Origin of the sequence: Thalassotalea sp. PLHSN55 (assembly GCF_052030545.1) — a bacterium.
Classification (GTDB): Bacteria; Pseudomonadota; Gammaproteobacteria; order Enterobacterales; family Alteromonadaceae; genus CANMXU01.
The window spans coordinates 82,912-105,529 of sequence record NZ_JBPDIH010000005.1 but is presented as its reverse complement, the minus strand read 5'-3'; the positions used below and the strand labels follow the sequence as shown (position 1 = coordinate 105,529).

Annotated in this window: 16 protein-coding genes; 10 read left to right on the top strand and 6 right to left on the bottom strand. The window is 39.7% G+C overall.

The genetic code is table 11. The features are described from left to right. Window positions 1–441: 441 nt before the first annotated feature. The 4 genes from ACRRSQ_RS11420 to asnB all read right to left on the bottom strand — a co-directional run bounded on the left by ACRRSQ_RS11420 (window position 442) and on the right by asnB (window position 4,702). Window positions 442–627, bottom strand: coding sequence for a hypothetical protein (locus ACRRSQ_RS11420; RefSeq protein ID WP_440875873.1), 186 nt, complete (start codon window positions 625–627; stop codon window positions 442–444). Window positions 628–657: 30 nt separating this feature from the next. Then, on the bottom strand, window positions 658–1,524 hold the full coding sequence (locus ACRRSQ_RS11415) for an alpha/beta fold hydrolase (protein ID WP_440875872.1): 867 nt from the start codon (window positions 1,522–1,524) through the stop codon (window positions 658–660). A gap of 74 nt (window positions 1,525–1,598) precedes the next feature. Further along, the gene (locus ACRRSQ_RS11410; protein WP_440875871.1) at window positions 1,599–2,768 is read right to left on the bottom strand and encodes a MerR family transcriptional regulator; all 1,170 of its coding nucleotides are present in this window, start codon (window positions 2,766–2,768) and stop codon (window positions 1,599–1,601) included. 260 nt (window positions 2,769–3,028) lie between these two features. Next, window positions 3,029–4,702 carry an asparagine synthase B gene (asnB, locus tag ACRRSQ_RS11405; RefSeq protein WP_440875870.1) on the bottom strand — a complete coding sequence of 558 codons (1,674 nt, stop codon included), beginning with the start codon at window positions 4,700–4,702 and terminating at the stop codon, window positions 3,029–3,031. A 427-nt stretch (window positions 4,703–5,129) separates the two neighbouring features. Here asnB and ACRRSQ_RS11400 point away from each other — a divergent pair, with 427 nt between their 5' ends. The 5 genes from ACRRSQ_RS11400 (at window position 5,130) to ACRRSQ_RS11380 (ending at window position 10,575) form a co-directional block, all read left to right on the top strand. Further along, a complete protein-coding gene (locus tag ACRRSQ_RS11400) occupies window positions 5,130–5,930 on the top strand; it encodes an ABC transporter ATP-binding protein (protein WP_440875869.1) in 801 nt (266 codons plus the stop codon). Then, complete coding sequence (locus ACRRSQ_RS11395; protein WP_440875868.1) at window positions 5,923–7,125, top strand: ABC transporter permease; 1,203 nt, start codon at window positions 5,923–5,925, stop codon at window positions 7,123–7,125. The genes ACRRSQ_RS11400 and ACRRSQ_RS11395 overlap by 8 nt, the downstream gene beginning before the upstream one ends. 35 nt (window positions 7,126–7,160) lie before the next feature. After that, a complete protein-coding gene (locus ACRRSQ_RS11390; RefSeq protein ID WP_440875867.1) occupies window positions 7,161–8,387 on the top strand; it encodes a hypothetical protein in 1,227 nt (408 codons plus the stop codon). Between the two features lie 124 nt (window positions 8,388–8,511). Continuing rightward, complete coding sequence (gene guaD, locus ACRRSQ_RS11385) at window positions 8,512–9,804, top strand: guanine deaminase (RefSeq protein ID WP_440875866.1); 1,293 nt, start codon at window positions 8,512–8,514, stop codon at window positions 9,802–9,804. 144 nt (window positions 9,805–9,948) lie between these two features. Further along, the gene (locus ACRRSQ_RS11380; protein ID WP_440875865.1) at window positions 9,949–10,575 is read left to right on the top strand and encodes a TetR/AcrR family transcriptional regulator; all 627 of its coding nucleotides are present in this window, start codon (window positions 9,949–9,951) and stop codon (window positions 10,573–10,575) included. Between the two features lie 116 nt (window positions 10,576–10,691). Here the strand turns inward: ACRRSQ_RS11380 and ACRRSQ_RS11375 are convergent, their stop codons facing one another. Beyond that, window positions 10,692–11,813, bottom strand: coding sequence for a pyridoxal-phosphate-dependent aminotransferase family protein (locus ACRRSQ_RS11375; RefSeq protein WP_440875864.1), 1,122 nt, complete (start codon window positions 11,811–11,813; stop codon window positions 10,692–10,694). 186 nt (window positions 11,814–11,999) lie between these two features. On the opposite strand from ACRRSQ_RS11375, the gene ACRRSQ_RS11370 reads away from it, so the two are divergent. Then, window positions 12,000–12,812, top strand: coding sequence for a hypothetical protein (locus ACRRSQ_RS11370; RefSeq protein WP_440875863.1), 813 nt, complete (start codon window positions 12,000–12,002; stop codon window positions 12,810–12,812). 135 nt (window positions 12,813–12,947) lie between these two features. Further along, complete coding sequence (locus tag ACRRSQ_RS11365) at window positions 12,948–14,495, top strand: hypothetical protein (RefSeq protein WP_440875862.1); 1,548 nt, start codon at window positions 12,948–12,950, stop codon at window positions 14,493–14,495. Between the two features lie 289 nt (window positions 14,496–14,784). On the opposite strand, the gene ACRRSQ_RS11360 is transcribed toward ACRRSQ_RS11365, so the two are convergent. Beyond that, window positions 14,785–15,930 carry an OprO/OprP family phosphate-selective porin gene (locus ACRRSQ_RS11360; protein WP_440875861.1) on the bottom strand — a complete coding sequence of 382 codons (1,146 nt, stop codon included), beginning with the start codon at window positions 15,928–15,930 and terminating at the stop codon, window positions 14,785–14,787. Window positions 15,931–16,304: 374 nt separating this feature from the next. Here ACRRSQ_RS11360 and bluB point away from each other — a divergent pair, with 374 nt between their 5' ends. From bluB to ACRRSQ_RS11345, 3 genes are all read left to right on the top strand, one after another. Then, window positions 16,305–16,976 (top strand): 5,6-dimethylbenzimidazole synthase, encoded by a 672-nt coding sequence (gene bluB, locus ACRRSQ_RS11355; RefSeq protein WP_440875860.1) that lies wholly within the window; start codon window positions 16,305–16,307, stop codon window positions 16,974–16,976. Between the two features lie 165 nt (window positions 16,977–17,141). Beyond that, on the top strand, window positions 17,142–18,614 hold the full coding sequence (locus tag ACRRSQ_RS11350) for a sulfatase-like hydrolase/transferase (RefSeq protein WP_440875859.1): 1,473 nt from the start codon (window positions 17,142–17,144) through the stop codon (window positions 18,612–18,614). Window positions 18,615–19,216: 602 nt separating this feature from the next. Next, the gene (locus ACRRSQ_RS11345) at window positions 19,217–22,276 is read left to right on the top strand and encodes a TonB-dependent receptor (protein ID WP_440875858.1); all 3,060 of its coding nucleotides are present in this window, start codon (window positions 19,217–19,219) and stop codon (window positions 22,274–22,276) included. The last annotated feature ends 342 nt before the right edge of the window (window positions 22,277–22,618 follow it).

The window sequence follows — 22,618 nt, the reverse complement described above, 5'->3', positions numbered from 1 at the left end:
TACTCCATCTCCAAGCATTGTTGCATCGTAGCCGGAAAAGTTTCCCAATGCCGGATGAGCCAAGAACATGGTAAAAGTCTGTGTCATCCACATAAGGCTATCTATGATTTCGTAAACGGTAAATATAGCATGGTGTAAGAAAAGAAAACTCATTAATTAGCACAATGTCATTTGATAAGTTTTTTATTAAAAAGGTCATATCACACATGAGTTGAAGTTACTCTCAGCTTTTAAAATGTAGTATCACATATTTGACTTACAGTTTAGATGAATAGATTTTGACTGTAACAGTCAAATAAACTTAGAGACTTCTTTAGGCACTTTTTCTTAATTTCATCTCATATTTTGCTGTTGAGCTAGTAATGGTCATTGGTTTTAGCATTTGGTATGCAAAGCAACGCACATAATAAGTTGGTTTTATTCAAGCTAATTCATTAATTGCTAAATTAGCAGTGTCACTAACACAGAATTGTCCAAAAATGAGTTAAACCGACCGTCCGTTTCTCGCTCACAGCAGGTTACTATCATGCCAAGTTGAGCGGCAGCAATGAGCTTGTAGGAGACATAGGTGACAAACCCTAATTGCTCTTCAGTCCATACTGGCTCTTGCGTCAGCAAAGCGGTCATTCACTAATTGATTCAGGCATTCTATCTTAGCTACTTTACAGATTTAACCGCCTTTAAAAGAATTTGGTTAAATTCATTAGGCTTTTCTAGCATGGGAAAGTGACCCGTTTCTTCAATGAAATATATATGGTAATTTTTGATATGTTTTTTATTTTCTGCTGAGTCTGTCGGCCATAACTTGGCGTTCACTAATACCGTAGGCACATTGATATTTTCAAATACACGGTAGGATTCACCACTAACATACTGGCCTAAATAATGGCGAAACTGATTGATGGCAATATCTTTAGGTGCAGAAGCCATATCTTCGCTAATCCAATAAAGTGTATCTTCCTCTTCGTTTTTTGGAAAAGCGTCTTTTACAAAGGCTCTCATTGCCTTTTGAAAGTTCTCTTCAAACGGCTTAGTCATTTCGTCTAGCGCTTCTTGCGTGAAATTAAGCGCAACATTTTGTGAAGTATCAATACCGATAATGCCAATGACCCTCTCTGGCATAAGCTTTGCCGCTTCAGCAATCACGCCACCGCCCATAGAGTGACCAATTAATATGGCCGAGTTTATGCCTTCTTTTTCAATCACCGCTTTAATATCATGGGCAAAAGAAACCATGGTGTAATCTTTTCGATTATATGATGAGTTGCCATGGCCCGCTAAATCGATAGTGATCATTTGATATTCTTTTGAAAAGTATTGTGTTTGATTGTGCCAAAGCCTGCTATCTAAACTCCAACCATGAATAAATATAAGTGCTGTTTTGCCACCACCAGTAACACTATACGCAATTTGCGCTTTGTCGTTTGATATGGCGACACCAAACCTCGTCACAGGACTGTGCTCGCTAGCATTGACGCTATTGATCAGCGCAAAAAAGACTATTGCTAGAAGATACGGTTTCATATTTTTATGCTCCTTAGTTATCACCAAGTGATAACACACTTGGCAATGATGACATTAACAGCGCTTTAAAGGCATTACACTTTTGCTAAAACAAACATGTGATAACCAAACTCATCGGCAAATTTTGTACAAATATTGACTTCATTTGTCATATCTTTAAATGCGCTAGAGTCAGACATTTCAGGCTCAAGTTCGTTTAACCGTTCAGCTAACGGGTTATAATAATTTAGCCATGCCGCTTTGCTTTGAGGAAAATTAGCGATAACTTGATAGCCGGCCTTTTTTATTTGTTTAATTCTGGTTTCAACTGATTGAATATCAGGGTATTGATGACTCCAATATTCAATGGACTGGTCACTGGGCGAATTTGTCTTCCATACCAAGTCGCTTATCATTAAATAACCTTGGTTTTTAATGATAGGCCGCCATAGCGTTAATGCTGTCTCGACACCTATGATATAAGCACTGCCTTCAGACCAAATAAGATCAAAACTCTCAGGGGAGAAGGGCAGTTCAGCCATATTTGAACAACAGGTTTCTAGTCGGGTTGATAACCCTTGTGTTGCAAACCTTTGTATTAGCCTATCAAGCGCTGGCTGTTCGTTATCTATAGCGGTAATTTGTGCTTGGCTACACTGTGCTAGTACTGTAGTTGCCAAACCTTTCCCACAGCCAATTTCTAAAATTTTACTCGGAGGTTTAGGGATTAAAGACAATGCATGTTTGGTATCATCTTCACTGCCTGGGCCCCAACGCTCTAGTGTTTGAAAAACTTTCATAAAATCTTGCATATAAAGTTCGTGATCATTCATATCTTTTGATAACCATTTTAATCGCAAAGCTTCTTTATCACTAAAACCTTGCGTTCTTAACCAATCTAGATGCATATCTGGAGCAAGCTTATCTAAGCGTTCATGCCATGATTTTAGATCGCCTTCTCCGACAATAGCCGCAAGTAAGTTTCGCGCTTGCTGCTTTTGTGCGATTTCTTCATCCAGAGCTAATAAGCGCTGTTTAACCAGCGCTTTATCAATTTTTGATTCAAGGCACACTTTACACTCTTTTAAGGTTAAGCCACCTAACTGGAGTTGCTGAATCAAACGAACACGTTGTAGATCCAATTCACTGTATACTCGATAACCATTTGCAAGCCTGCGGCCAATAATAAGCTTTAACTTTTCATAGTAAAGTAATGCCGTTCTTGATAAGCCAACTTCTTTTGCAAGTTCAGAAATTTTATACACAATGTGAACCTATGTTCTTTTACTGGATATGAACTTTAAACTATAAAGCAGTAGACAGGTCAAGAATAACCTTTAGATTTTTTATGATAAATACAAGGGGGAGAACGCGGTTTTATTGACTAGCAATATTCTCTTTGAGTTTATGGCTGTCTATCAGGTCTTGATTAACAGTAAAAATAACAAGCAATAAAAAAACGCTGATTGAATACTCTGCAATCAGCGTTTTTATTTTATCGTTCAATTAAAACAAGGTGGTTGTTTTATTTCTCGTCATAACCGTCGTTATGCACACTCATTACCGCACGGCCTGAAGGATCAGCATTGTTGGTAAAGCTTTCGTCCCAAGCAAGCGCTTCTTGTGTACTACATGCGACTGACTTACCGCCAATCACACAATCTGCCGCAGTTGCTAGTGGGTATTTTTCTTCAAAAATACAACGGTAGAAGTAAGCTTCTTTACTGTCTGGCGTGTTTACTGGGAATTTAAACTCAGCACTGGCCAGTTGTTGGTCGGTCACTTGGGTTTCTATATGGGCTTTTAAGCCGTCGATCCAAGAGTAACCTACGCCGTCAGAAAACTGTTCTTTTTGACGCCATAAAATTTCTTTTGGTAAGTAACCTTCAAACGATTCACGTAAAATCGCTTTTTCCATTTTGCCGTTACCACACATTTTATCTTCAGGGTTGATGCGCATGGCAACATCCATAAAGTTTTTGTCTAAAAACGGTACACGCGCTTCAATGCCCCAAGCCGACATCGACTTATTAGCACGTAAACAGTCAAACTTGTGTAAACGGTCAAGTTTACGGTTTAACTCTTCATGAAATTCTTGTGCGTTTGGCGCTTTGTGGAAATATAAATAACCACCAAATATTTCATCAGCACCTTCACCTGAAAGTACCATTTTAATGCCCATAGCTTTAATTTTACGCGCCATTAAGTACATTGGGGTCGATGCACGAATAGTGGTTACATCGTAGGTTTCTAGGTGATAAATCACTTCTCTTAGTGCGTCAATACCTTCTTGCTCGGTAAAAACAACGCTGTGATGAATCGTCCCTATGCTATCAGCAACCGTTTGTGCGGCGACTAAGTCAGGCGAACCTGCTAAACCACAAGCAAACGAGTGAACTTTTGGCCACCACGCTTCAGCTAAGTCGTTATCTTCAATACGACGGGCAGCAAATTTTTGTGTAATTGCTGAAATAAGTGAAGAGTCTAAACCACCTGATAACAATACGCCGTATGGTACGTCGGTCATTAAGTGACTTTTTACTGAGTCTTCTAAAGCTTCACGAATTTTAGTTTTGCTGGTGGTATTGTCTTTAATTGCTGAATACTTGTGCCAGTTGCGCTTGTAGTATTTTTCAACTTTACCGACGCGGCTATCAAGAATGTGGCCCGGAGGAAATTCTTCAACCGTAACACAAATAGGCATTAAGGCTTTCATTTCTGACGCTACATAGAAATTACCATCGGCGTCACGACCGGTGTAAAGAGGGATAATACCGATGTGGTCGCGAGCAATTAAATAAGAGTTGTCGGTTTCGTTGTATAAACAAAAAGCAAACATGCCTTGTAATTTATCAACAAACTCAACACCAAATTCTTTATAAAGCGGCAGGATAACTTCGCAGTCAGACGCCGTTTTAAAATCGTAATCAACAGTAAGGTTTTGTTTAAGGGTTTTATGGTTATAAATTTCACCATTTACCGCTAAAACGTGGCTTTTATCTTCATTGTATAAAGGTTGTGCACCATGCTCGGTGTCAACAATTGAAAGACGTTCGTGAACTAAAATAGCTTTGTCGTTATTGTAAATACCCGACCAATCTGGGCCACGATGACGTAATAAGCGAGAACATTCTAGGGCTTTTGGGCGTAATGCCTCTGCACCTGTTTTAATATCTAATATACCAAAGATCGAACACATTGAAGCGCTACTCCTATAAATATGCTGTTAACCGTTAGATATGCAATTAGCAGCTAGTACAATGAAGAATTTAAAAATTCTTGTGATTTTGAGCCATTGTTTATTTTGTAAATAATGGTAGTCAAAAAGATTATTTTGATTGAAAGTTCAAAAACTAAGCAAAATAAAACGGTTAAAGATAACCGCCAAGCCACTGTGCCACTTCTACAGGAAAAATCAATATGTTTTTACATAGTTTATACATAAATGGTTATAAGGGATTTGTGTGCTAAATAGGGGCTGTAGGTAAATTACTCGATTTTACAGTCGCTTGTTGTGAGTTTTTACTCTAAATACCAAGGTACACATAGAATAAAATAACGCTTGGCGCAGTTTTTTAACCTAGTTACAATGGCTTAATTCTATAGTAAGGACAACATCTTCGTACATGATCACCGTTACCGAACTCAGTAAGTCTTTTCGCTTAAGCAAGGAAGCAAAAAAGCAGGCTAAACAAGGCAAGCAAGATATTCGTCAGCAAGGGCAAGACTTTCAAGCGCTAAAAAATGTTAGTTTTAGCTGTGAAAAAGGACAAGTGCTCGGTTTGCTTGGTCCAAATGGTGCAGGAAAAACCACTACCTTACGCATTCTTGCCTCAGCGTTAAAGCCAGATAGTGGCGCTATTTACATTAATGATGAAAATATTATTGAAAAGCCACAATTAGCCAAGAAAAAAATCGGTTTTTTATCAACTAAAACTGGGCTGTATAACCGTTTAACCGCGCTTGAAAATATTGAATACTTTGCCAATTTACATGGCATGAGCAAAGATAAAATGCAGCAATATGGCGAAGTGTTATATCAACAATTAGCGATAGAGCCTTACTTACATCGCCGTGTTGATACGTTATCTTCGGGCATGTTGCAAAAAGTCTCTATTGCGCGTGCGGTTATTCATCAACCTGATGTATTGATATTAGATGAACCCACCACAGGGCTAGATATTATGGCCACCGAAACAATTTTGGAATTTATTGAACATCAAAAAGAGCAGGGACGTCCGGTAATTTTCTCAACCCATCATCTTGACGAAGTGTCGATGCTCGCCGATAAGTTAGCGATTATTAATCAGGGCGAAACATGTTTTGACGGCAGTATCGCACAGCTGCAAGAGCAAACCGGTCATCAAGATTTACGCAAAGCCTTTATGCAGGCAGTTAATGTCAAAAGGGAAGTTGAAAATGTTTAACGTGTATTTAAAAGAACTTATCGAATTATTACGCGATAAAAAAACGTTATTTTTTATTATTGCACTGCCGCTCATTGTTTTTCCGGTATTGTTTGCCTTAATGGGCGTATTAGTTGCTAACGTTGCGCACGACGAGCAACAAAAAGTGTTAAATTACGTATTAATTAATGAAGCGCAAGCGCCTAAATTTGCTGAAGGTTTGTTTTATCATCGTGACTTTAAAAAACAAACACTTGAACTAAGTGATGAGGCAGATATTAAAGCCGCGATCACCAGCGGTAAAGTCGATGTGGTGATTAAAGTTAGTGAAAATCATTTAAGTACTATTGAGCAGCAGCAACAAGATAATTGGCAAGTGTATTTTAACAATGCCTCACAAATTAACTTTGTTAAGCAAAAAATCAATAAAGTTTTTGAACAGTACAATGAAGAGCTTAGAGCGCAGCGCTTAACTGCCGTTAACCTAAGCAAAGCGCAATTTAGTGCTATCGATAATCCGGTAGTGCTTGCTACGGTTAATACCGCTGACGAACGCGAAAGCCTAGGCGAGCAAGTGGGCGGCTTTTTACCGTATTTGCTTATCGTACTTTGTTTAACTGGAGCTATGTATCCGGCGATAGATATTGGCGCGGGCGAAAAAGAACGCGGCACCTTAGAAACCTTGCTATTAACGCCGATCCCACGGGTATCAATTGTGTTAGGTAAGTTTTTCACCATTATGACCACGGGTATTATTACCGCACTTATCACCGTATTTAGTTTGGTTTTTTGGAGCTTTGTTATTGGCGAAATAGCTGATGTTGCCGTGGTTAGGCGAATTATGGCGTCGGTAGGTACCTCAGATTTATTATTGGTGCTGTTAATGCTTATTCCTATTTCGTCGATATTTGCCGCCTTGTTATTGGCGATTTCAATTTATGCGCGCAGCTTTAAAGAAGCGCAAAATTACATGGGACCTATGTCGATGTTAGGTTTTTTTCCAGTGATGGTGGCGATGTTGCCGGGCATAAAGCTTGATGCATTTTGGTCACTCGTGCCAATTTCAAATGTGGCGCTGGCGATAAAAGAAATACTCAAAGGCACGATTGATTACACCATGCTATTTTCTATACTTGCGTCAACGACCTTTTTTGCGGTGGCATCGATTGCCTTTTGTGTATACTGGTTTAACAAAGAGTCTGTTTTATTTAGGTAAATGAGCTGATTAAACAAGCCAAGATGAGAATTTATATGAAAATAATCCACACGCTTTCAATTGCTGCCGTTACCAGCGTTATTGCTGCTGCGTTTGCTTTTAATGCCAATGCTGCTCAAGCTAATGACAGTGCGCAAAACAATAAAGTGGCGATAATCGATCATAGCCAACTTAATGTTGAAGAGTTGCGCTTAGACAAAGCCAGTAAGGCGTTTCCTCGGGTATTTTCTCGACATCAAAAACGTGTCGGAATCTTTGAGACACAAATACACCAAGCGCGAAACTTTACCACACTGACTCAGCTGATATTGCGCCACGGTAAAGCAATTTGGCAAGAAGCGGTAGTCGCGTTTGATCAAGATAATAACTTTGACGACAGACCTCTATACTGGGCGCGTTTACAAATGTCGGCAGCGTTAAAATCTTCAGCGGCTTTTCAGCGTTTGCTTGATATGCAACAAGCCGAATTATTGTGGAAGTTTGAACTGCTCACTCGTGGCCAAGCAGATATTAAATTTGATAAAAATGCTGATAAAAAAATATTACTGACAGGTTTCGACCCGTTCTTTTTAGATAAAAATATTAAGCAAAGTAACCCGTCGGGGATTACCGCATTAGCGTTAGATGATTTTTATATTAGCGTCGATGGTCAGTCCGTTGAAATTGAAACCTTAATGATCCCGGTGCGTTTTAAAGACTTTGATCAAGGCATGATTGAAACCTTGCTAACACCTTATATGAAAAACACGCCAGTCGATATGGTGGTTACGGTTAGCATGGGGCGAAAAGACTTTGACTTAGAACGTTTTCCCGCCTTAAGAAGAAGTGCGAATGCACCTGATAATTTGAATGTCTATACCGGCGCAACGGCAACTAATCCGCTAGTGCCAATGCTAGGTGAACAAGCGCTTAAAGGCGATGAATTTGTGGAATTTTCATTGCCTGTTCAGACGATGCAATCTGCCCAAGGGGCATTTAAAATTAACGACAATCATCAAGTTTCAACCTTAACTCGTCAGAAATTTAACGCCAGTAGTTTAGCGCAACTACAAGGGCAAACCTCAGTTGAAGGCTCGGGCGGTGGTTATTTGTCGAATGAGATCTCTTATCGCAGTATTTTACTGCGCAATCATTATCAACCGATTATGCCTGTTGGTCATATTCATACCCCTAGAATAAAAGGTTTCGACGCCGCAACAAGTGCGAAAATTGTTAAACAAATTAAAAACATGCTCGCTAAAGCATCAACCAGTTTGCATTAATGCTTTTAAGTTTTGCCGTGCGAGCAAAGCAAGCAGTTACAACAATTAACTGTTTGCCGTTAAGCGCTCAGTGCTAAAATAATCGTTAACAGCAAATAACGTAACGTATGAAAAACCGTAATTTATGAAAAAAGCATATCGAGGCGAGTTGCTTCACTTTATCGCCGATCCTGCCAAAGTGGCATTAATTGACAGCTATCAGTATTTTGAAGATGGCTTATTAGTGATTGAAAATGGCTTGGTTGTGCAGGTGGGCGAAGCCGATCTTTTGCTGAAAAAATTATCTAATGATACTGAGCTTATTCATTATCCTCATGGTTTAATCATGCCCGGGTTTATCGATACCCATGTACATTACCCACAAACTGAAATGATCGCCTCTTACGGAGAGCAATTATTACAGTGGTTAGAAAACTATACGTTTCCCGCAGAAAGAGAGTTTTCAGATCTTGAACACGGCAAACGCGTTGCTGAATTTTTCTTAACGCAATTATTGGCGGCAGGTACTACCACGGCACTTGTTTTTGGCACCGTGCATAAAGCCTCAGTCGATGCGTTTTTCACCATCGCTCAGCAAAAAAAATTACGCATGATCTGCGGTAAAGTGTTAATGGATCAAAACTGCCCCGATTATTTGTCGGATACCGCAGCATCAGGTTACGCTGACAGCAAAGCCTTAATCGAAAAATGGCATCAAGTTGATCGCTTGCAATATGCGATAACGCCGCGTTTTGCGCCGACGTGTTCAAAAGCACAGTTAGATAAGGCGGGTGAGTTATTAGCACAATATCCTGATGTTTATTTGCATACCCATTTATGTGAAAACAAAGATGAAATTGCCTGGGTTGCGGAACTTTTTCCTGAAAATACCGGCTATTTAGATGTTTATGATAAAAGCAAGTTACTTGGCAGGCGCAGTGTTTTTGCCCATGGTGTTCACTTGCACGACAGTGAATGCCAACGCTTAGGCGAAACAAATTCTGCCATTGCTTTTTGCCCAAGCTCTAATTTATTTTTAGGCAGTGGTTTATTTAACCTTCAACAAGCACAACAATTTGATGTTAACGTGGGCTTTGGTTCAGACATAGGTGCAGGCACAACGTTTTCAATGCTTAGTACGCTGAATGAGGGCTATAAAACTCAGCAATTGCGTGGTGACAAATTAAGCCCGTTTCAATCATTTTATCTGGCGACACTTGGCGGGGCGATTGCGTTAGATTTAGAAGGCACTATTGGTAATTTCACCAAAGGCGCCGAGGCAGACTTTATTGTGCTTGATTATACTGCAACACCTTTAATGGCAAGACGCATGCAACACTGTAAAACTTTGACTGAAAAGCTATTTATTTTAAGCATGCTTGGCGACGAGCGTCATGTGTTAGCTACGCATATTATGGGTGAAAAAGTCACCGAATAAGCTTTAGCATTTCAATAGGAATAAACGCTGTTGTTTCACAGGCTAAGAGTCTTTACACTATGGCGAAATGCGAATACCCATTTAATAAATACAAAAATTTAACGCATTTTTACCTACATTTTACCCATAAATAGGGAATAAGCAGTGCCTGCATTAAAACACGGTGACGGCAATATTCGTCAACGTAATAAACAACTTATATTTTCAGCTGCTCGCCAAGAGTTTGTTCAACATGGCTTTAAAGGAGCATCGATTAAACGCATCGCCGAAGTTGCACAAATTCCACGTACAAATGTTCATTATTATTTCAACGATAAAACCGATTTATACCAACAATTGCTAGCGGATATTCTAGACAGCTGGAATGTTCATTGTGATTCATTAGTGGCAACCGTTTCGCCAAAAGAAGCATTAACGCGTTATATTCGCGACAAGGTGATGTTTTCGTATCAAGATCCAGATGGCTCAAAAATATTTGCCAGTGAAATTATTCATGGCGCCCCTATTTTAAAAGACTACCTAGATAGCGACTTTAAAATATGGTTGCAAAGTAAAGTTGAAGTTATTGAGGCTTGGGTAGCAAAAGGGCAGATGGATAATATTAATGCTCACCATTTATTGTTTTTGATTTGGAGTGCAACGCAACATTATGCCGACTTTAGTGTTCAAGTATGCGCAGGCTTAAATAAAGACGAGTTGCAAGAGCAAGACTTTGAAGATGTGGTAGCAACGCTAACGACGATTATTTTAAAAGGTTGTGGTATTACATAAAAAAAGCGTTGTTATCATAAATAACAACGCTTAAGCTTTTTCTAGCTTCTAGCTTCTAGCTTCTAGCTTCTAGCTTCTAGCTTCTAGCTTCTAGCTTCTAGCTTCTAGCTTCTAGCTTATTGCGCTAGCGCATCTTCTAAGGCACTTAAACACAGCGCAACATTTTCATTTCTTGCAGCATAACCCATTAAACCAATGCGCCACGCTTTGCCAGCAAAACCACCTAAGCCAGCACCAATTTCAAGGTTATAATGGTTAAGTAAATAACCTCGTACTTTGGCATCATCTGCGCCTTCGGGAATATAAACTGCATTAAGTTGTGGCAGGCGTTCATCTTCCGGCACAATAAATTCAATACCTAATTTAGCAAGCCCTTTGGCTAATACTTGATGTTGCGCTTTGTGGCGTGCCCATGCGTTTTCTAAACCTTCATTATGTAAATGCACTAACGATTCATGTAATGCATACAATGAATTAACAGGGGCGGTGTGATGATAACTACGCTTGCCTTCGCCAGACCAATAACTCATCACTAGAGATTGATCTAAAAACCAACTTTGAATTGGCGTTTTGCGATTTTTAACCACCTCTACGGCATTTGCGCTAAAAGAAATAGGCGATAGTCCCGGCACGCACGACAAACACTTTTGCGAACCTGAATAAATGGCATCTATGCCCCAGTCGTCAACACGAAGTTCTACACCCCCTAAAGACGTTACCGCATCAACTATGGTTAAACAGTTATGCTGTTTTGCTAAGGCGCAAAGTGTTTTGGCGTCTGATACGGCGCCAGTGGATGTTTCCGCATGCACAAAAGCGACAAATTTTGCTTCTGGGTGATCAACTAATGCTTGTGCTACTTTGTTGGTTTCAACCGCGCGTCCCCAAGGTGAATCAACAATAATCGCGGTGGCGCCAATACGCTCGACATTTTGCACCATGCGATCGCCAAATACGCCATTGCGACACACAATAACTTGATCGCCCGCTTCAACAAGGTTGACAAAACATGCTTCCATACCGGCAGAACCGGGCGCTGATAATGCGATAGTGAATTCATTTTTAGTTTGAAATGCATATTGCAGTAGCGCTTTTACTTCATCCATCATGCCAACAAAAAGCGGATCTAAATGACCAATTACCGGACGCGACATCGCTGATAACACTTGCGGACTAATATCGGAAGGACCAGGGCCCATTAATGTGCGTCTTGGCGGTGTAAATGAAGAATATGACATAGTTAATAATTCCTTGTTAGCGGTGTAAATTTGATCAAAATACAATTTACTGACACTTGTGTCAGGTTTTTCTTGTGTGCTTTGCCAAATTCATTTATGTTCTTGCGCAACTCGCAATCGAATACTGTCATTATTACAAAATATGAGAAAATATGGTTAATTTTGATGGTGAATATAGGAAATAACATGGGCGTTACAAAAACAACTTATGCATTAATTTTAGCAACTTCACTCTTATCAGCAGCAAGTACTGCTGAAACATGGAGTAATACTGAGGTACAACTTCAACTGGGCGGTGATTTAGAAGTTGTTGGCGCAGGCGATACCTCACAAGCAGATATTATTACTTTTCAACACGCAGGCGGTTGGGAGTATGGTGATAACTTTTTCTTTGTAGACCACACGCGTTGGTCGGGCGGCCCAGCTGATAACACCAGTGAATTTTATGGAGAGTGGTATTCAAACTTCAGCCTAGGAAAAATTACTGGCAACGAGATTAAGTTTGGCCCAGTAAAAGATATCGGCATTGTTGCTGGTTTTAACTTTGCGCCTGAAGTAGACAGCACTTGGGTGCTACCAGGTGTTAGGTTTGCACTTGATTTACCAGGGTTTGCTTTTGCACAAATCGACGTAACTGCCTATATTCATCAAGGTGGCGGCAGTGCAGACTCGGCAAATTTTACCGTTTTAGATGAAGAAACAAGTTATATGGTTGATTTTGCTTGGGCATACCCATTTAGCATCGGCAATACCAACTGGAGCATTGAAGGGCACTTAGAATACATCAATGGTCGCACACAAACCAACAACTTCGGCACGACTGAATTAGAGTCTTGGATTTTATTCCAACCACAAATTCGTTTAGATGCTGGCGAACTGATGGGCATGAATGCCGGAAAAATGTTTGTTGGCATTGAATACCAGTACTTTAAAAACAAACTAGGTGAAAAAGGTACTGACGACAATGCGGTGCAACTGCTTGCAGTTTGGCGTTTTTAATCTGTTTTAAGTAACAAATCCACACACAATGTAGCCCTAAACAACGGCGGTTTAGGGCAAAATATTCACTTACATTAATAAGGTGAACTTGGTATTAATTTTGTTTCATAAAACAATACCATTTAACGAGATATTATGACTGAAAAATCAAACTATCAACTAACCAATCGTGGTGATCTGAGTGCGTTTTGGGCACTGTTTACAGATAACTTAACTAACTTAATAGTACTTAGTGGCATTTGTAAATTTGTCTTTAACATGCCGACAGAAATTGTTTTCGGTCGTATTGTTCCCGGTGCGGCAATTGCTATTTTAGCTGGTGTGCTTGTTTATACCTTTATGGCGAAACGCTTAGCAGAAAAAACAGGGCGCAATGATGTTACTGCATTGCCTTATGGTATTAGTACGCCAGTTATGTTTGTTTATTTATTTGGTGTGATCGGGCCAATTTATTGGGCCACCAACGATGCAGAACTTGCTTGGCAAGTGGGTATTGGTGCTGGTTTTATTGGTGGTATTGTTGCAGCATTAGGCGCTGTAGTGGGGCCATTTTTAAAACGTGTTACGCCACGCGCCGGTATGTTAGGTACGCTTTGTGGTATCGCACTGGTGTTTATTGGCAGCGATTCGTTTGCCAGTATTATTGAAAACCCTATTATTGGTTTTGCTTCGTTAATGATCATTATTTGGGGCTTAGTCGGTAATTTTCGTTTGCCATTTAATATGCCAGCAGGATTAGCTGCACTGATTGTTGGTACGGTAATCGCGCTTATATTAGGTGAAACGTCAATTAGCTTTGAAGGCGTTGCCTTTAATCCACCAATTCCTTATTTTGGTGATTTAATTGTCGGTATTCAGCACTTATTTAATCATTCAGAATTGTTCTTGGTATTAATTCCTGTGCAAGTGTATAACTTCATCGAAACCATGAATAATGTTGAATCAGCTGATTCAGCCGGTGATAGCTACTCGGTTGGTGCTTGTCAGGTAACTGATGGCGCGGGCACTATGGTTGGCGCATTATTTGGTTCACCATTTCCAACAACAGTTTATATTGGACACCCAGTATATAGTGCGATGAATGCTCGTTGTGGTTATATTTTAGCGGTGGGCTTGATATTTTTCTTAGCAGCAACGTTTGGTTTATTGGCCTTTTTAAATAACCTAGTGCCCTTATCAGCGGCAGCGCCAATTCTTGTCTTTTTAGCGATCACGCTTATTTCTCATAGCGCAGCAAGTGTCAAGAAAAGCCATGTAATTGCTATTATTATTTCAATGATCCCACATGTATCAGGTTTTGTGATGGTGAAGTGGACAGCGATGCTTAATGCCTTAAGAAATATGGGCACAGAAAACCTACCCAACTTAACTGATGCCGAAATGATCGCTGCTATGTCACAGCAGGGCGCACATTTAATTGGCCATCAAGCCTTGTCTCAAGGTGCCATTATTACCGGACTATTTTGGGGGGCGATTGTTGCTAACGTGATTGATGCGAAATTTAAATACGCAGGTTGGTTCTCGATTGTCGCAGCGCTAATGACGTCGATAGGCATCGTGCATTCTGCATCGCTTCATTTACCAGCATTTAATGGCATTGTGATCGGTTACACCATTATGGGCTTGTTCTTACTTATCTACCCAAGATTTGTTGATGTGAAAAAGCTAGACTTAACTTTCTAATCGTTTTACTAAAATAATTACATCAAAAGCTGAATAGTGATATTCAGCTTTTTTTTTGTGAAAATTTAACAGCCGCAGCTTAAACGTTATTTTAGATTTACCCTGTGTAAAATCTAAAATAAATAATCAAATTATTAAGTTGAATGACTAATCTTGGTTATAGGATGTTAGTGCGCAAATGAAAGTGTGGATAGAGTGAGTGTGGGTAGAGTGAGTGTGGTGAGACTGGTTAGCAAAGAGTGCTAACCACAGAAGGCATAAGAAATATTACAGGGGCATTAGTTAACAACTAAAATACGTACTGAGCTCTTAATGAAAAACGTTGATTGTCATTTTCTTCAACATAGTTCTCATTGTATTTGGTTTTCATGTAGTTAAGCATGATTTTAGTATTGCTACTTAAATGATAGTTAATGCCAAAAGTGAGGGTTTCGGTTTCTAGCTCTTCAATAATTAAATTCATTTGGCTCCAGCGCATACTTAATTCCCATTCATTATCTGTCGCAAGTTTACGCAAAAGCCCTTTGGCGTAGTCTCGATTTAACCCTGACAATAAATAGCTAAGTTGTACATAACCACCTTGGTATTCGTACAAATCGTTGGCGACATCTGTAATGGAAGCCTGTTGCCATTCAGCAAGGCTGGTAAAGCCCTTTTTTTGCCACATCATTTCTAAACCAGTTAACGATACACTTTCTGCGGTAACTGAACCATAGTCGACAATGGAGTCGTCTATTGTAATATCGAGCACTTCGCTGATACTGTACTGTTTACCGTCGTAGTCGCGTTCGCTAAAGGCCATGCCTAAATGAAAGGTAGATTCAGGTTGTTGCCAGCCAGTCCATGTTAAACGCCCAGTTACGGCATTGGTATCGCTATTATCGTTTTCTAAATAATAGCCAAGCTGCCAGTTAAACTTGTGTTTTTCACCTGAAAAATTAACCCCCGGTTTACGCCCTGGCACAATAGCTGATGTAATTAAGCTACGCTCCATTAACGTCATGTCGCGTGCGCTCATGATATTTTCAAAACCAAAAAACTCTTTTTGCTTGCCAATGGTGACATTAAACGCATCTAAGCCGTTATAACGAATATAGGAGTCGAGAAGTCGATATTCACCGCGATCATAAGCTGAATGAAGACGAATACGCCAGCTCCCGTTTAATTGTGACTCAAGGTTGAGTCGAGAACGACGAATTTGTGATTCACCTTCGGCAGTATCTTCACCAGTAAAAATGTTGGGTTGGTCAACAACATGATCAAACATCAAAAAACCGTTAAGGTAATTCTGTGGGCTAAAGTTATCGCTTGCTTGAACATTTATAGACACAAGCAAAGGTAATATCGCCAGTGTATAAGGCAACGGTTTAACAACGGCTTTAGCATTTGAGGTTGAGCAATGCTCTAATTGATAACGTTTTGTTTGCTTGTTCATCTTAAAATACTGCGGTAGATAACGAATTTGGTCTTTGAATATAGTACCGACTTTGCTGGTGACTATTTGTTGTCTAACGTTTCAGAGTGTAACTGGCGCAACTTGCGTGTTAGCCAGCAAAATTGAAAATAAGGTAAGTGAATTAAAGGAATAAAAGCACTCGAGTTACGCCGTTTGATTTTGTATTTTAGCGCTCAAGTAATGGTTAAATTGTAACTCAAGGTAATTTCCGTTCTTTAAACTTTTGCTTTAACGTCGAGCGCAAACAGCTGAAATTTAATTTCAATGTGTAGATGGGGAAAGTCTACAACTAGTAACAGCGCTATTCTGATAAACTGTTACCATATTCTTTCTTCTTTTTTGACTATTACACTATGCAAATTACCTCTTCAGAGCGCGATGCGGTTTACAAAACCATTTTTTCACGACGTGACGTTCGCGGACAATTTTTATCAGATGAAATTCCTTCAGAAGTACTCACCCGTATCTTAACCGCTGCGCATCATGCGCCAAGTGTTGGCTTTATGCAGCCGTGGGATTTTATTGTTGTAAAAAATCAAACAACAAAACAAAAAATTAAAACCGGATTTGAGCAAGCGCATCAACAATCAGCAAAAATGTTTAACGATGAGCAAGCGCAAAAATATCAGCAATTCAAACTCGAAGGCATTATTGAGTCACCAGTAGGAATTTGTGTTACCTGTGACAGAAGTCGAAATGGCCCCGTTGTGATAGGGCGAACAATAAAACCTGAAATGGATTTATACAGCGCGGTATGCGCGGTGCAAAATTTATGGCTTGCGGCGCGTGCTGAAAACTTAGGCTTAGGTTGGGTTAGCATTATTCATGACGATGTCTTAAGAGCAGCACTCAATATTCCACAGGACATTAGTATTATCGGTTATTTGTGTTTGGGGTATGTATCTAAGTTTAAAGACAAACCTGAATTAGAAAGTGCAGGGTGGCTACCAAGACGAGAGATTGACGACGCAGTGCATTTTGAATCGTGGCAAGGTAACACTGCTGACTCATTGGCGAAAGCGTAATAATTAGCCAAAATTATTAACAGTTATGCATGAAGTCAGTTAAAAGCAAAGCAAGTGAAAATGAAAAGAAACGTAATTTCTTGGATTATGTAATATTTATAGTATATATTCGAGCGAGTATATTAAATGTTAATTCATTTGTTGTTAACCAAGTAGAAGAGAGTTATGAAAAAATCTTTTAAATTGTTCACTTCATTAATCAGTTTAGCCATTATGTCTGGCTGTGCTGATTCTTCTAGTCACGCCAGTTTACAAACGAGCGATAAAACAAGTAGCAGTAAACCTAACGTGATTGTGATGATCGTTGATGATGCCGGCTACAATGACTTTAGTTTTATGGACAGTCAAGAAATGCAAACGCCGCATATCGACCAATTAGCAAGTCAAGGTGTGGTTTTTACTGATGCTCATACTAGCGGCACTGTTTGTGCACCGTCTCGAGCTGGCTTAATGGCAGGACGTTATCAACATCGTTTTGGGTTTAGTGGCAATTTACCCGGTAAAACCATGTCTAACCCGAACTTAGGCATTCCGGCGTCTGAGTACACGTTGGCGAACTTATTCCAAGACAATGACTATAATACCTTTGCCATTGGTAAATGGCATTTAGGCGCACACGAAACTTTGCGTCCCAATGTACGTGGTTTTGATGAATTTTATGGCTTTCTTGCCGGCCATCGTTCTTATTTCCCAACCTATGATCCGAGTGAAGGAATACACGAACGCGTCGTGGTGGAAAATAATCAGCCTGTTGAGTTTGAAGGCTACTTAACCGATGTATTAGCGGATAAAGCAATTGACTACATCGAGCAAAGTAAAGACGAGCCATTTTTTATGTATTATGCGCCGCTAGCAGTTCATGGCCCTATGCATGCAAAAAAAGAAATGATCGCCAAATATAAAAAGCAAAATCACCCAAGACCAATATTAGCGGCAATGACTGAATCGTTAGATGACAGTGTTGGTCGCATCAGTCAAAAATTACGTGAAGAGAATTTAATGGATAATACCGTTATAATCTTTTTAAGTGATAATGGTGGCGGTAACTACAACAATACTAATAACTTTCCATTAAATGGCTATAAAGGTTTGAAGTTTGAAGGCGGACATCGCGTACCGTTTTTTATTAGCTGGCCTGAAAAAGTAAACGGCGGAGAAATCTTTAATGGTTTAACGTCTGCGCTTGATATCTATGCAACAAGCGAAGCAATTTTAGGTTTTGATCCACAAGCAACAAAAGCACACGATGGGGTAAACCTTTTACCTTTTATTCGTTCAACGGATGTAAATGCTAGCAACCAAACTCCTCATGAAAAACTATTTTGGCAAAAAGATAATAATGCGTCGATGCGTGATGGCGATAACAAACTGGTGGTTGTCGGTGAACGTATTGCATTATTTGACTTAAGTGTTGATATTGGCGAAAGCAACGACATTAGTAAGCAGCACCCAGCACGGGTTGCACGTATGTTGAAAGAGTTACAAAACTGGTACCTGCAATTTCCTCAGCCTCGTTGGAAAGAAAGTAACGAGTGGGCGCAAGTTACGGTTGAAAAACATTTAGCCATTTTGGAAACGCGAAAAGCAAAATTCAAAACCCCAGAGCAATTAAGGAAGTATTTAAGTACACGAAAATAATGCTCGAATACTTATTGTGAACAAGGAAGGCTTCTACTATGTGTCAATGTGTAGAAGCCTTTTTTATATGCCATCGTAAAACTTCATCACCTATAGTGCCTTATCAATCTTTATCTTATTTTGCGTTTGTTTAGCACCAAAGGGCTCTTTCAAATTCTATTTTAGTTTCCTTTCTTACTTATAATCATATTTATATAGAAAAACATATCGTTTACACACGCGCTTTTTTGTACATAAGTTCATGTCTTTAATGGTCGATATTGTACTTAAAACTAATATTAATCTTGTGGATTGATAATTTAATCATGTCCACCACTTAATGGCTTTTATTCAAGCTATTGATATTTATACCTTAATTTTAGCTATTGTTTGCAGGTGTATTGAATTTGTAATTTGTGTCGAATTGCGTGTATTAAGTTTGCTGTTTGTTGTTATTTTTTGTAATATAAATAATATTAGTATGTTGTGTAGTGGTTAGGAATAGCATTGTTTATTCGGATCATGAAGCAGGTTATTAACAACAAGATTTAGTAAAAGCTGTAGCAAATTCAAAATATAAAAATGCTAAAGCGCTATATAAACACTATTAGGGGGAGTTTATTATGCAAGAAAACGTCCGTAAGCAGTTCGCGTTAACCACGTTAAGTAAAGCTTGTGTCATGGCTATTGGCGTAAGTGCTATGCCTGCATTAGCAGAAGATGATGCAAAAGCAGCAATAAAAAAAGCGCAAGAAGAACAAATTGAAGTGATCACCGTTTCAGGTGTTCGCGGTAGTATTCAAAAGTCGATGAATGATAAGCGTTTTTCGACAGAAATTATGGATGGCATTTCAGCAGAAGATATCGGCCAGTTACCTGATGAAAACATTGCAGAAGCGCTGCAACGTGTTACAGGTATTCAAATGACCCGTGACGCTGACGGCGAAGGCTCAACCATTCAAATTCGTGGTATCTCAAGTAATAATGTTGAAATTAATGGTCAAACGGCTTCAGGTACAGGTTCAGAACGCACCGTTAATTTCCAAGATTTACCTTCAGAGCTGTTCTCTGGCATCGAAGTGTTAAAAGCAACCACTGCCGACCGAATTGAAGGCGCTTTAGGTGGCACTATTAACCTTAAAACGCGTCGACCATTAAATATTCAAAAAGATCAAATATTTTCAGTTACCGCTAAAGGCAAACACTCAGATTTAGCAGAAAAATCGTCGCCTGATTTTAGCGTCTTTGGTGGTAAAAATTGGCGCGATACAGCCATTGGTGACTTCGGTTTTGTCGCCACAGTTGCACACAAAGAATCATTTAAGCGCACCGAAGCTTTTGGTGGAGCAGACAGTGGTAGCTGGGCGGAAGCAACCGGTAACTGGCGCAGAATAGATCAGCATGAAGAAGCTAAAACACCTTTTGACGGCACTATTTACGATACTCACCGTATGGATACTGCCCCCATTGATGTTAACAAAGATGGTGTAATCGACTCAAACGACAGTTACTACATGTCTAATGGTTTTACCGCCAACGTGCGAGATACCGAAGATATTCGTGATTCATTTAATGCGACGTTGCAATGGCAGCCAAATGATATAACTAACTTCTTTTTAGACACAACGATAACCAACGCTAAAGCAGAAACGTTTGGCTCTTCGTTTGGCACGCAATTTAATCATGCGATGCCAACTATGGGCTACGCGCAAAACTTTTCATCAATTGGTACCAGTGGTGATGGCGTAGAACGTTATGTTTACGATGCCGGTACTATTTCAGGTGCTAATATACGTATGGGCGGTGGTCCGTCACATAAATTGACTTACTCAAAATCGAAAAAGTTTACGTTGGGCGGCGATGTACAAGTCACTGACGAGCTAAATATTGCGGCAGAATATTCGTATTCCGAAGGGTCAAGTTATACCAAACAAGGCTCTTTAAACATGGGCTATGACTACGATCAAAGTGGTAAGTTTGATAAAAATGATTTTGCCGGTATTGCAACATTCGACTTACGTGGTAGCGACTTAGGTACTTATACCTTGTATAACGCGCCATATGGTAATGGACCTTTAACAGAAGCGGGCGATATTACCGGTATCGATCAACAGTACTTAAACTTTCATCAATTACAACGTAACGGAAATGACGTTGACCAAGATGAGCAATCGTTCAAAGTTGACGCGGTGTTAGAGCTTGACGGCGACTTCTTTACCCAAGTTAAAACCGGTGTTCGTTTTGCCGAGCGTAATTATGGTCGTGTTAGTTATGAAAATAAAAATACTGGCGGCACAACTAAATATACCTATAAAGATGAAAACGGTAATAATGTTCCCTATTTAGATGCCGATGGTAATGAGCTATATAAAAATGTGCCAATTCAAGGAATCTCAGTAAGCCCAGAGGGTAATGGCGATAAGTTTTTTGGTAGTACAGGATATACCGAAGCGGAACTTGCGTATAAATTACAAACAGATTGTTTTGCTCCCGAAAGTGCTGCCTTCGATAACTTCTCTGGCGATGTGCCGCAAGAGTGGACCACAATAAACTGCAGTATGGATTATCATACCGATTTATTTAACCTCGTAGCGTTACGCGCAATGGGCGAGAATAACGTACCGGTTTATGAAATATTAGCAGAGCGTTTTGATGTAACTGAACAAACTTATGCCAGCTATGCGCGTGCTGATTTTTACGGTGAAGTTTTTGGCGATATGAACTTGTTTGGTAACTTTGGTGGTCGTTTTATTAAAACTAAAACCAAGTCATCAGGTTATGTACCCAGTGATGCCGGATTAGTTTGGGGTGAATTTGAAAATGAATACAACAATTTTTTACCAAGCTTAAACGTTAATTTAGGCTTAAATAGTGACATGGTACTAAGGTTCGCTGCAGCTAAAGTGATGTCGCGACCAGGTTTATCTTCGCTGTCACCTTCTTTAGAATTACTAAGTAATGATGATTTACCTGAAGGTTATGCTGGTGTTGCCCAAGGCGGCGACCCGTATTTAGAGCCGGTACTTGCCACCAATGTTGATTTATCGTTTGAATGGTATTATTCAAAATCGAGCATGTTCTCAGCCGCGGTATTTTATAAAGATATTGAGTCTACAATTACTTTAGATATTGAAAAAGCGGGTGACGTTTGGGTAGGTGATAGCAAGTATAAACATTACGTTTTAGTTAATGGCGCAGGTACCAAACTAAAAGGGGCAGAGTTTAGCTTAACGCATACCTTTGACGAATTACCAAGTTTATTAAGTTATACAGGCTTTAGCACTAACTATACTTATACCACCGAGCCTAGCCAAGAGCTTGACCAAGAAGGCGACCCAATGGGCCGTAAAGGTTTATCGGAAAACAGTGCCAACCTAGTATTGTTTTATGATGATAAAACACTCAACGTGCGCCTAGCATATAACTGGCGTTCAGAATTTTTCAAACGCCATATTACGCCACTAGGGTGGGCTGAAACTAACTCGTTACCTGAAATTGAAGCAGCACGTGGCCAATTAGATTTATCGGCTAACTACACGTTAAATAAAAACTTAAAGGTTAATTTCTCAATTGTTAACTTAAATGACTCAGTAACCGAGCGTTACTTAAAGTATGAAGAGTTAACGAACTACCTTTCTGAATCAGGTCGTCGCTATAATTTAGGTATTGTCTACCGTTTTTAATTAACGACAACGTCACCGCATTTGGTGACGAGCAACAGCAAAATCGAGCACAGTACGTGCTCGATTTTTTTTGTACTAAATAAATAAAAAAGTTGAATCTTTTCGACTTGTCTTACTCTAACTCTAGAGCGTATTGGTCTTTGTGGTATGAATTTTGTCCAATTTAAACGCTTTCTGATCGCGGCACTAACTTGAAGGCATAGTGGCTCTAGGCTTTGGTTCCAAACGTCGCCCTACCTCCTCAATCCCTTGAGTCGTACGTCTAAAGTTAGTAACAAAGAGCAGGAAGCGTTTAAATAGATCCTTCGGACAGCGTTTGTTTGCCATTTCAACTGCGTTGCC

Excerpts from the sequence above, each read along its gene's own strand:
- ACRRSQ_RS11420 (WP_440875873.1), bottom strand. The coding sequence starts at position 627 with ATGACCGCTTTGCTGACGCAAGAGCCAGTATGGACTGAAGAGCAATTA.
- ACRRSQ_RS11415 (WP_440875872.1), bottom strand. The coding sequence starts at position 1,524 with ATGAAACCGTATCTTCTAGCAATAGTCTTTTTTGCGCTGATCAATAGC.
- asnB (WP_440875870.1), bottom strand. The coding sequence starts at position 4,702 with ATGTGTTCGATCTTTGGTATATTAGATATTAAAACAGGTGCAGAGGCA.
- ACRRSQ_RS11400 (WP_440875869.1), top strand. The coding sequence starts at position 5,130 with ATGATCACCGTTACCGAACTCAGTAAGTCTTTTCGCTTAAGCAAGGAA.
- ACRRSQ_RS11395 (WP_440875868.1), top strand. The coding sequence starts at position 5,923 with ATGTTTAACGTGTATTTAAAAGAACTTATCGAATTATTACGCGATAAA.
- ACRRSQ_RS11390 (WP_440875867.1), top strand. The coding sequence starts at position 7,161 with ATGAAAATAATCCACACGCTTTCAATTGCTGCCGTTACCAGCGTTATT.
- guaD (WP_440875866.1), top strand. The coding sequence starts at position 8,512 with ATGAAAAAAGCATATCGAGGCGAGTTGCTTCACTTTATCGCCGATCCT.
- ACRRSQ_RS11375 (WP_440875864.1), bottom strand. The coding sequence starts at position 11,813 with ATGTCATATTCTTCATTTACACCGCCAAGACGCACATTAATGGGCCCT.
- ACRRSQ_RS11370 (WP_440875863.1), top strand. The coding sequence starts at position 12,000 with ATGGGCGTTACAAAAACAACTTATGCATTAATTTTAGCAACTTCACTC.
- ACRRSQ_RS11365 (WP_440875862.1), top strand. The coding sequence starts at position 12,948 with ATGACTGAAAAATCAAACTATCAACTAACCAATCGTGGTGATCTGAGT.
- ACRRSQ_RS11360 (WP_440875861.1), bottom strand. The coding sequence starts at position 15,930 with ATGAACAAGCAAACAAAACGTTATCAATTAGAGCATTGCTCAACCTCA.
- bluB (WP_440875860.1), top strand. The coding sequence starts at position 16,305 with ATGCAAATTACCTCTTCAGAGCGCGATGCGGTTTACAAAACCATTTTT.
- ACRRSQ_RS11350 (WP_440875859.1), top strand. The coding sequence starts at position 17,142 with ATGAAAAAATCTTTTAAATTGTTCACTTCATTAATCAGTTTAGCCATT.
- ACRRSQ_RS11345 (WP_440875858.1), top strand. The coding sequence starts at position 19,217 with ATGCAAGAAAACGTCCGTAAGCAGTTCGCGTTAACCACGTTAAGTAAA.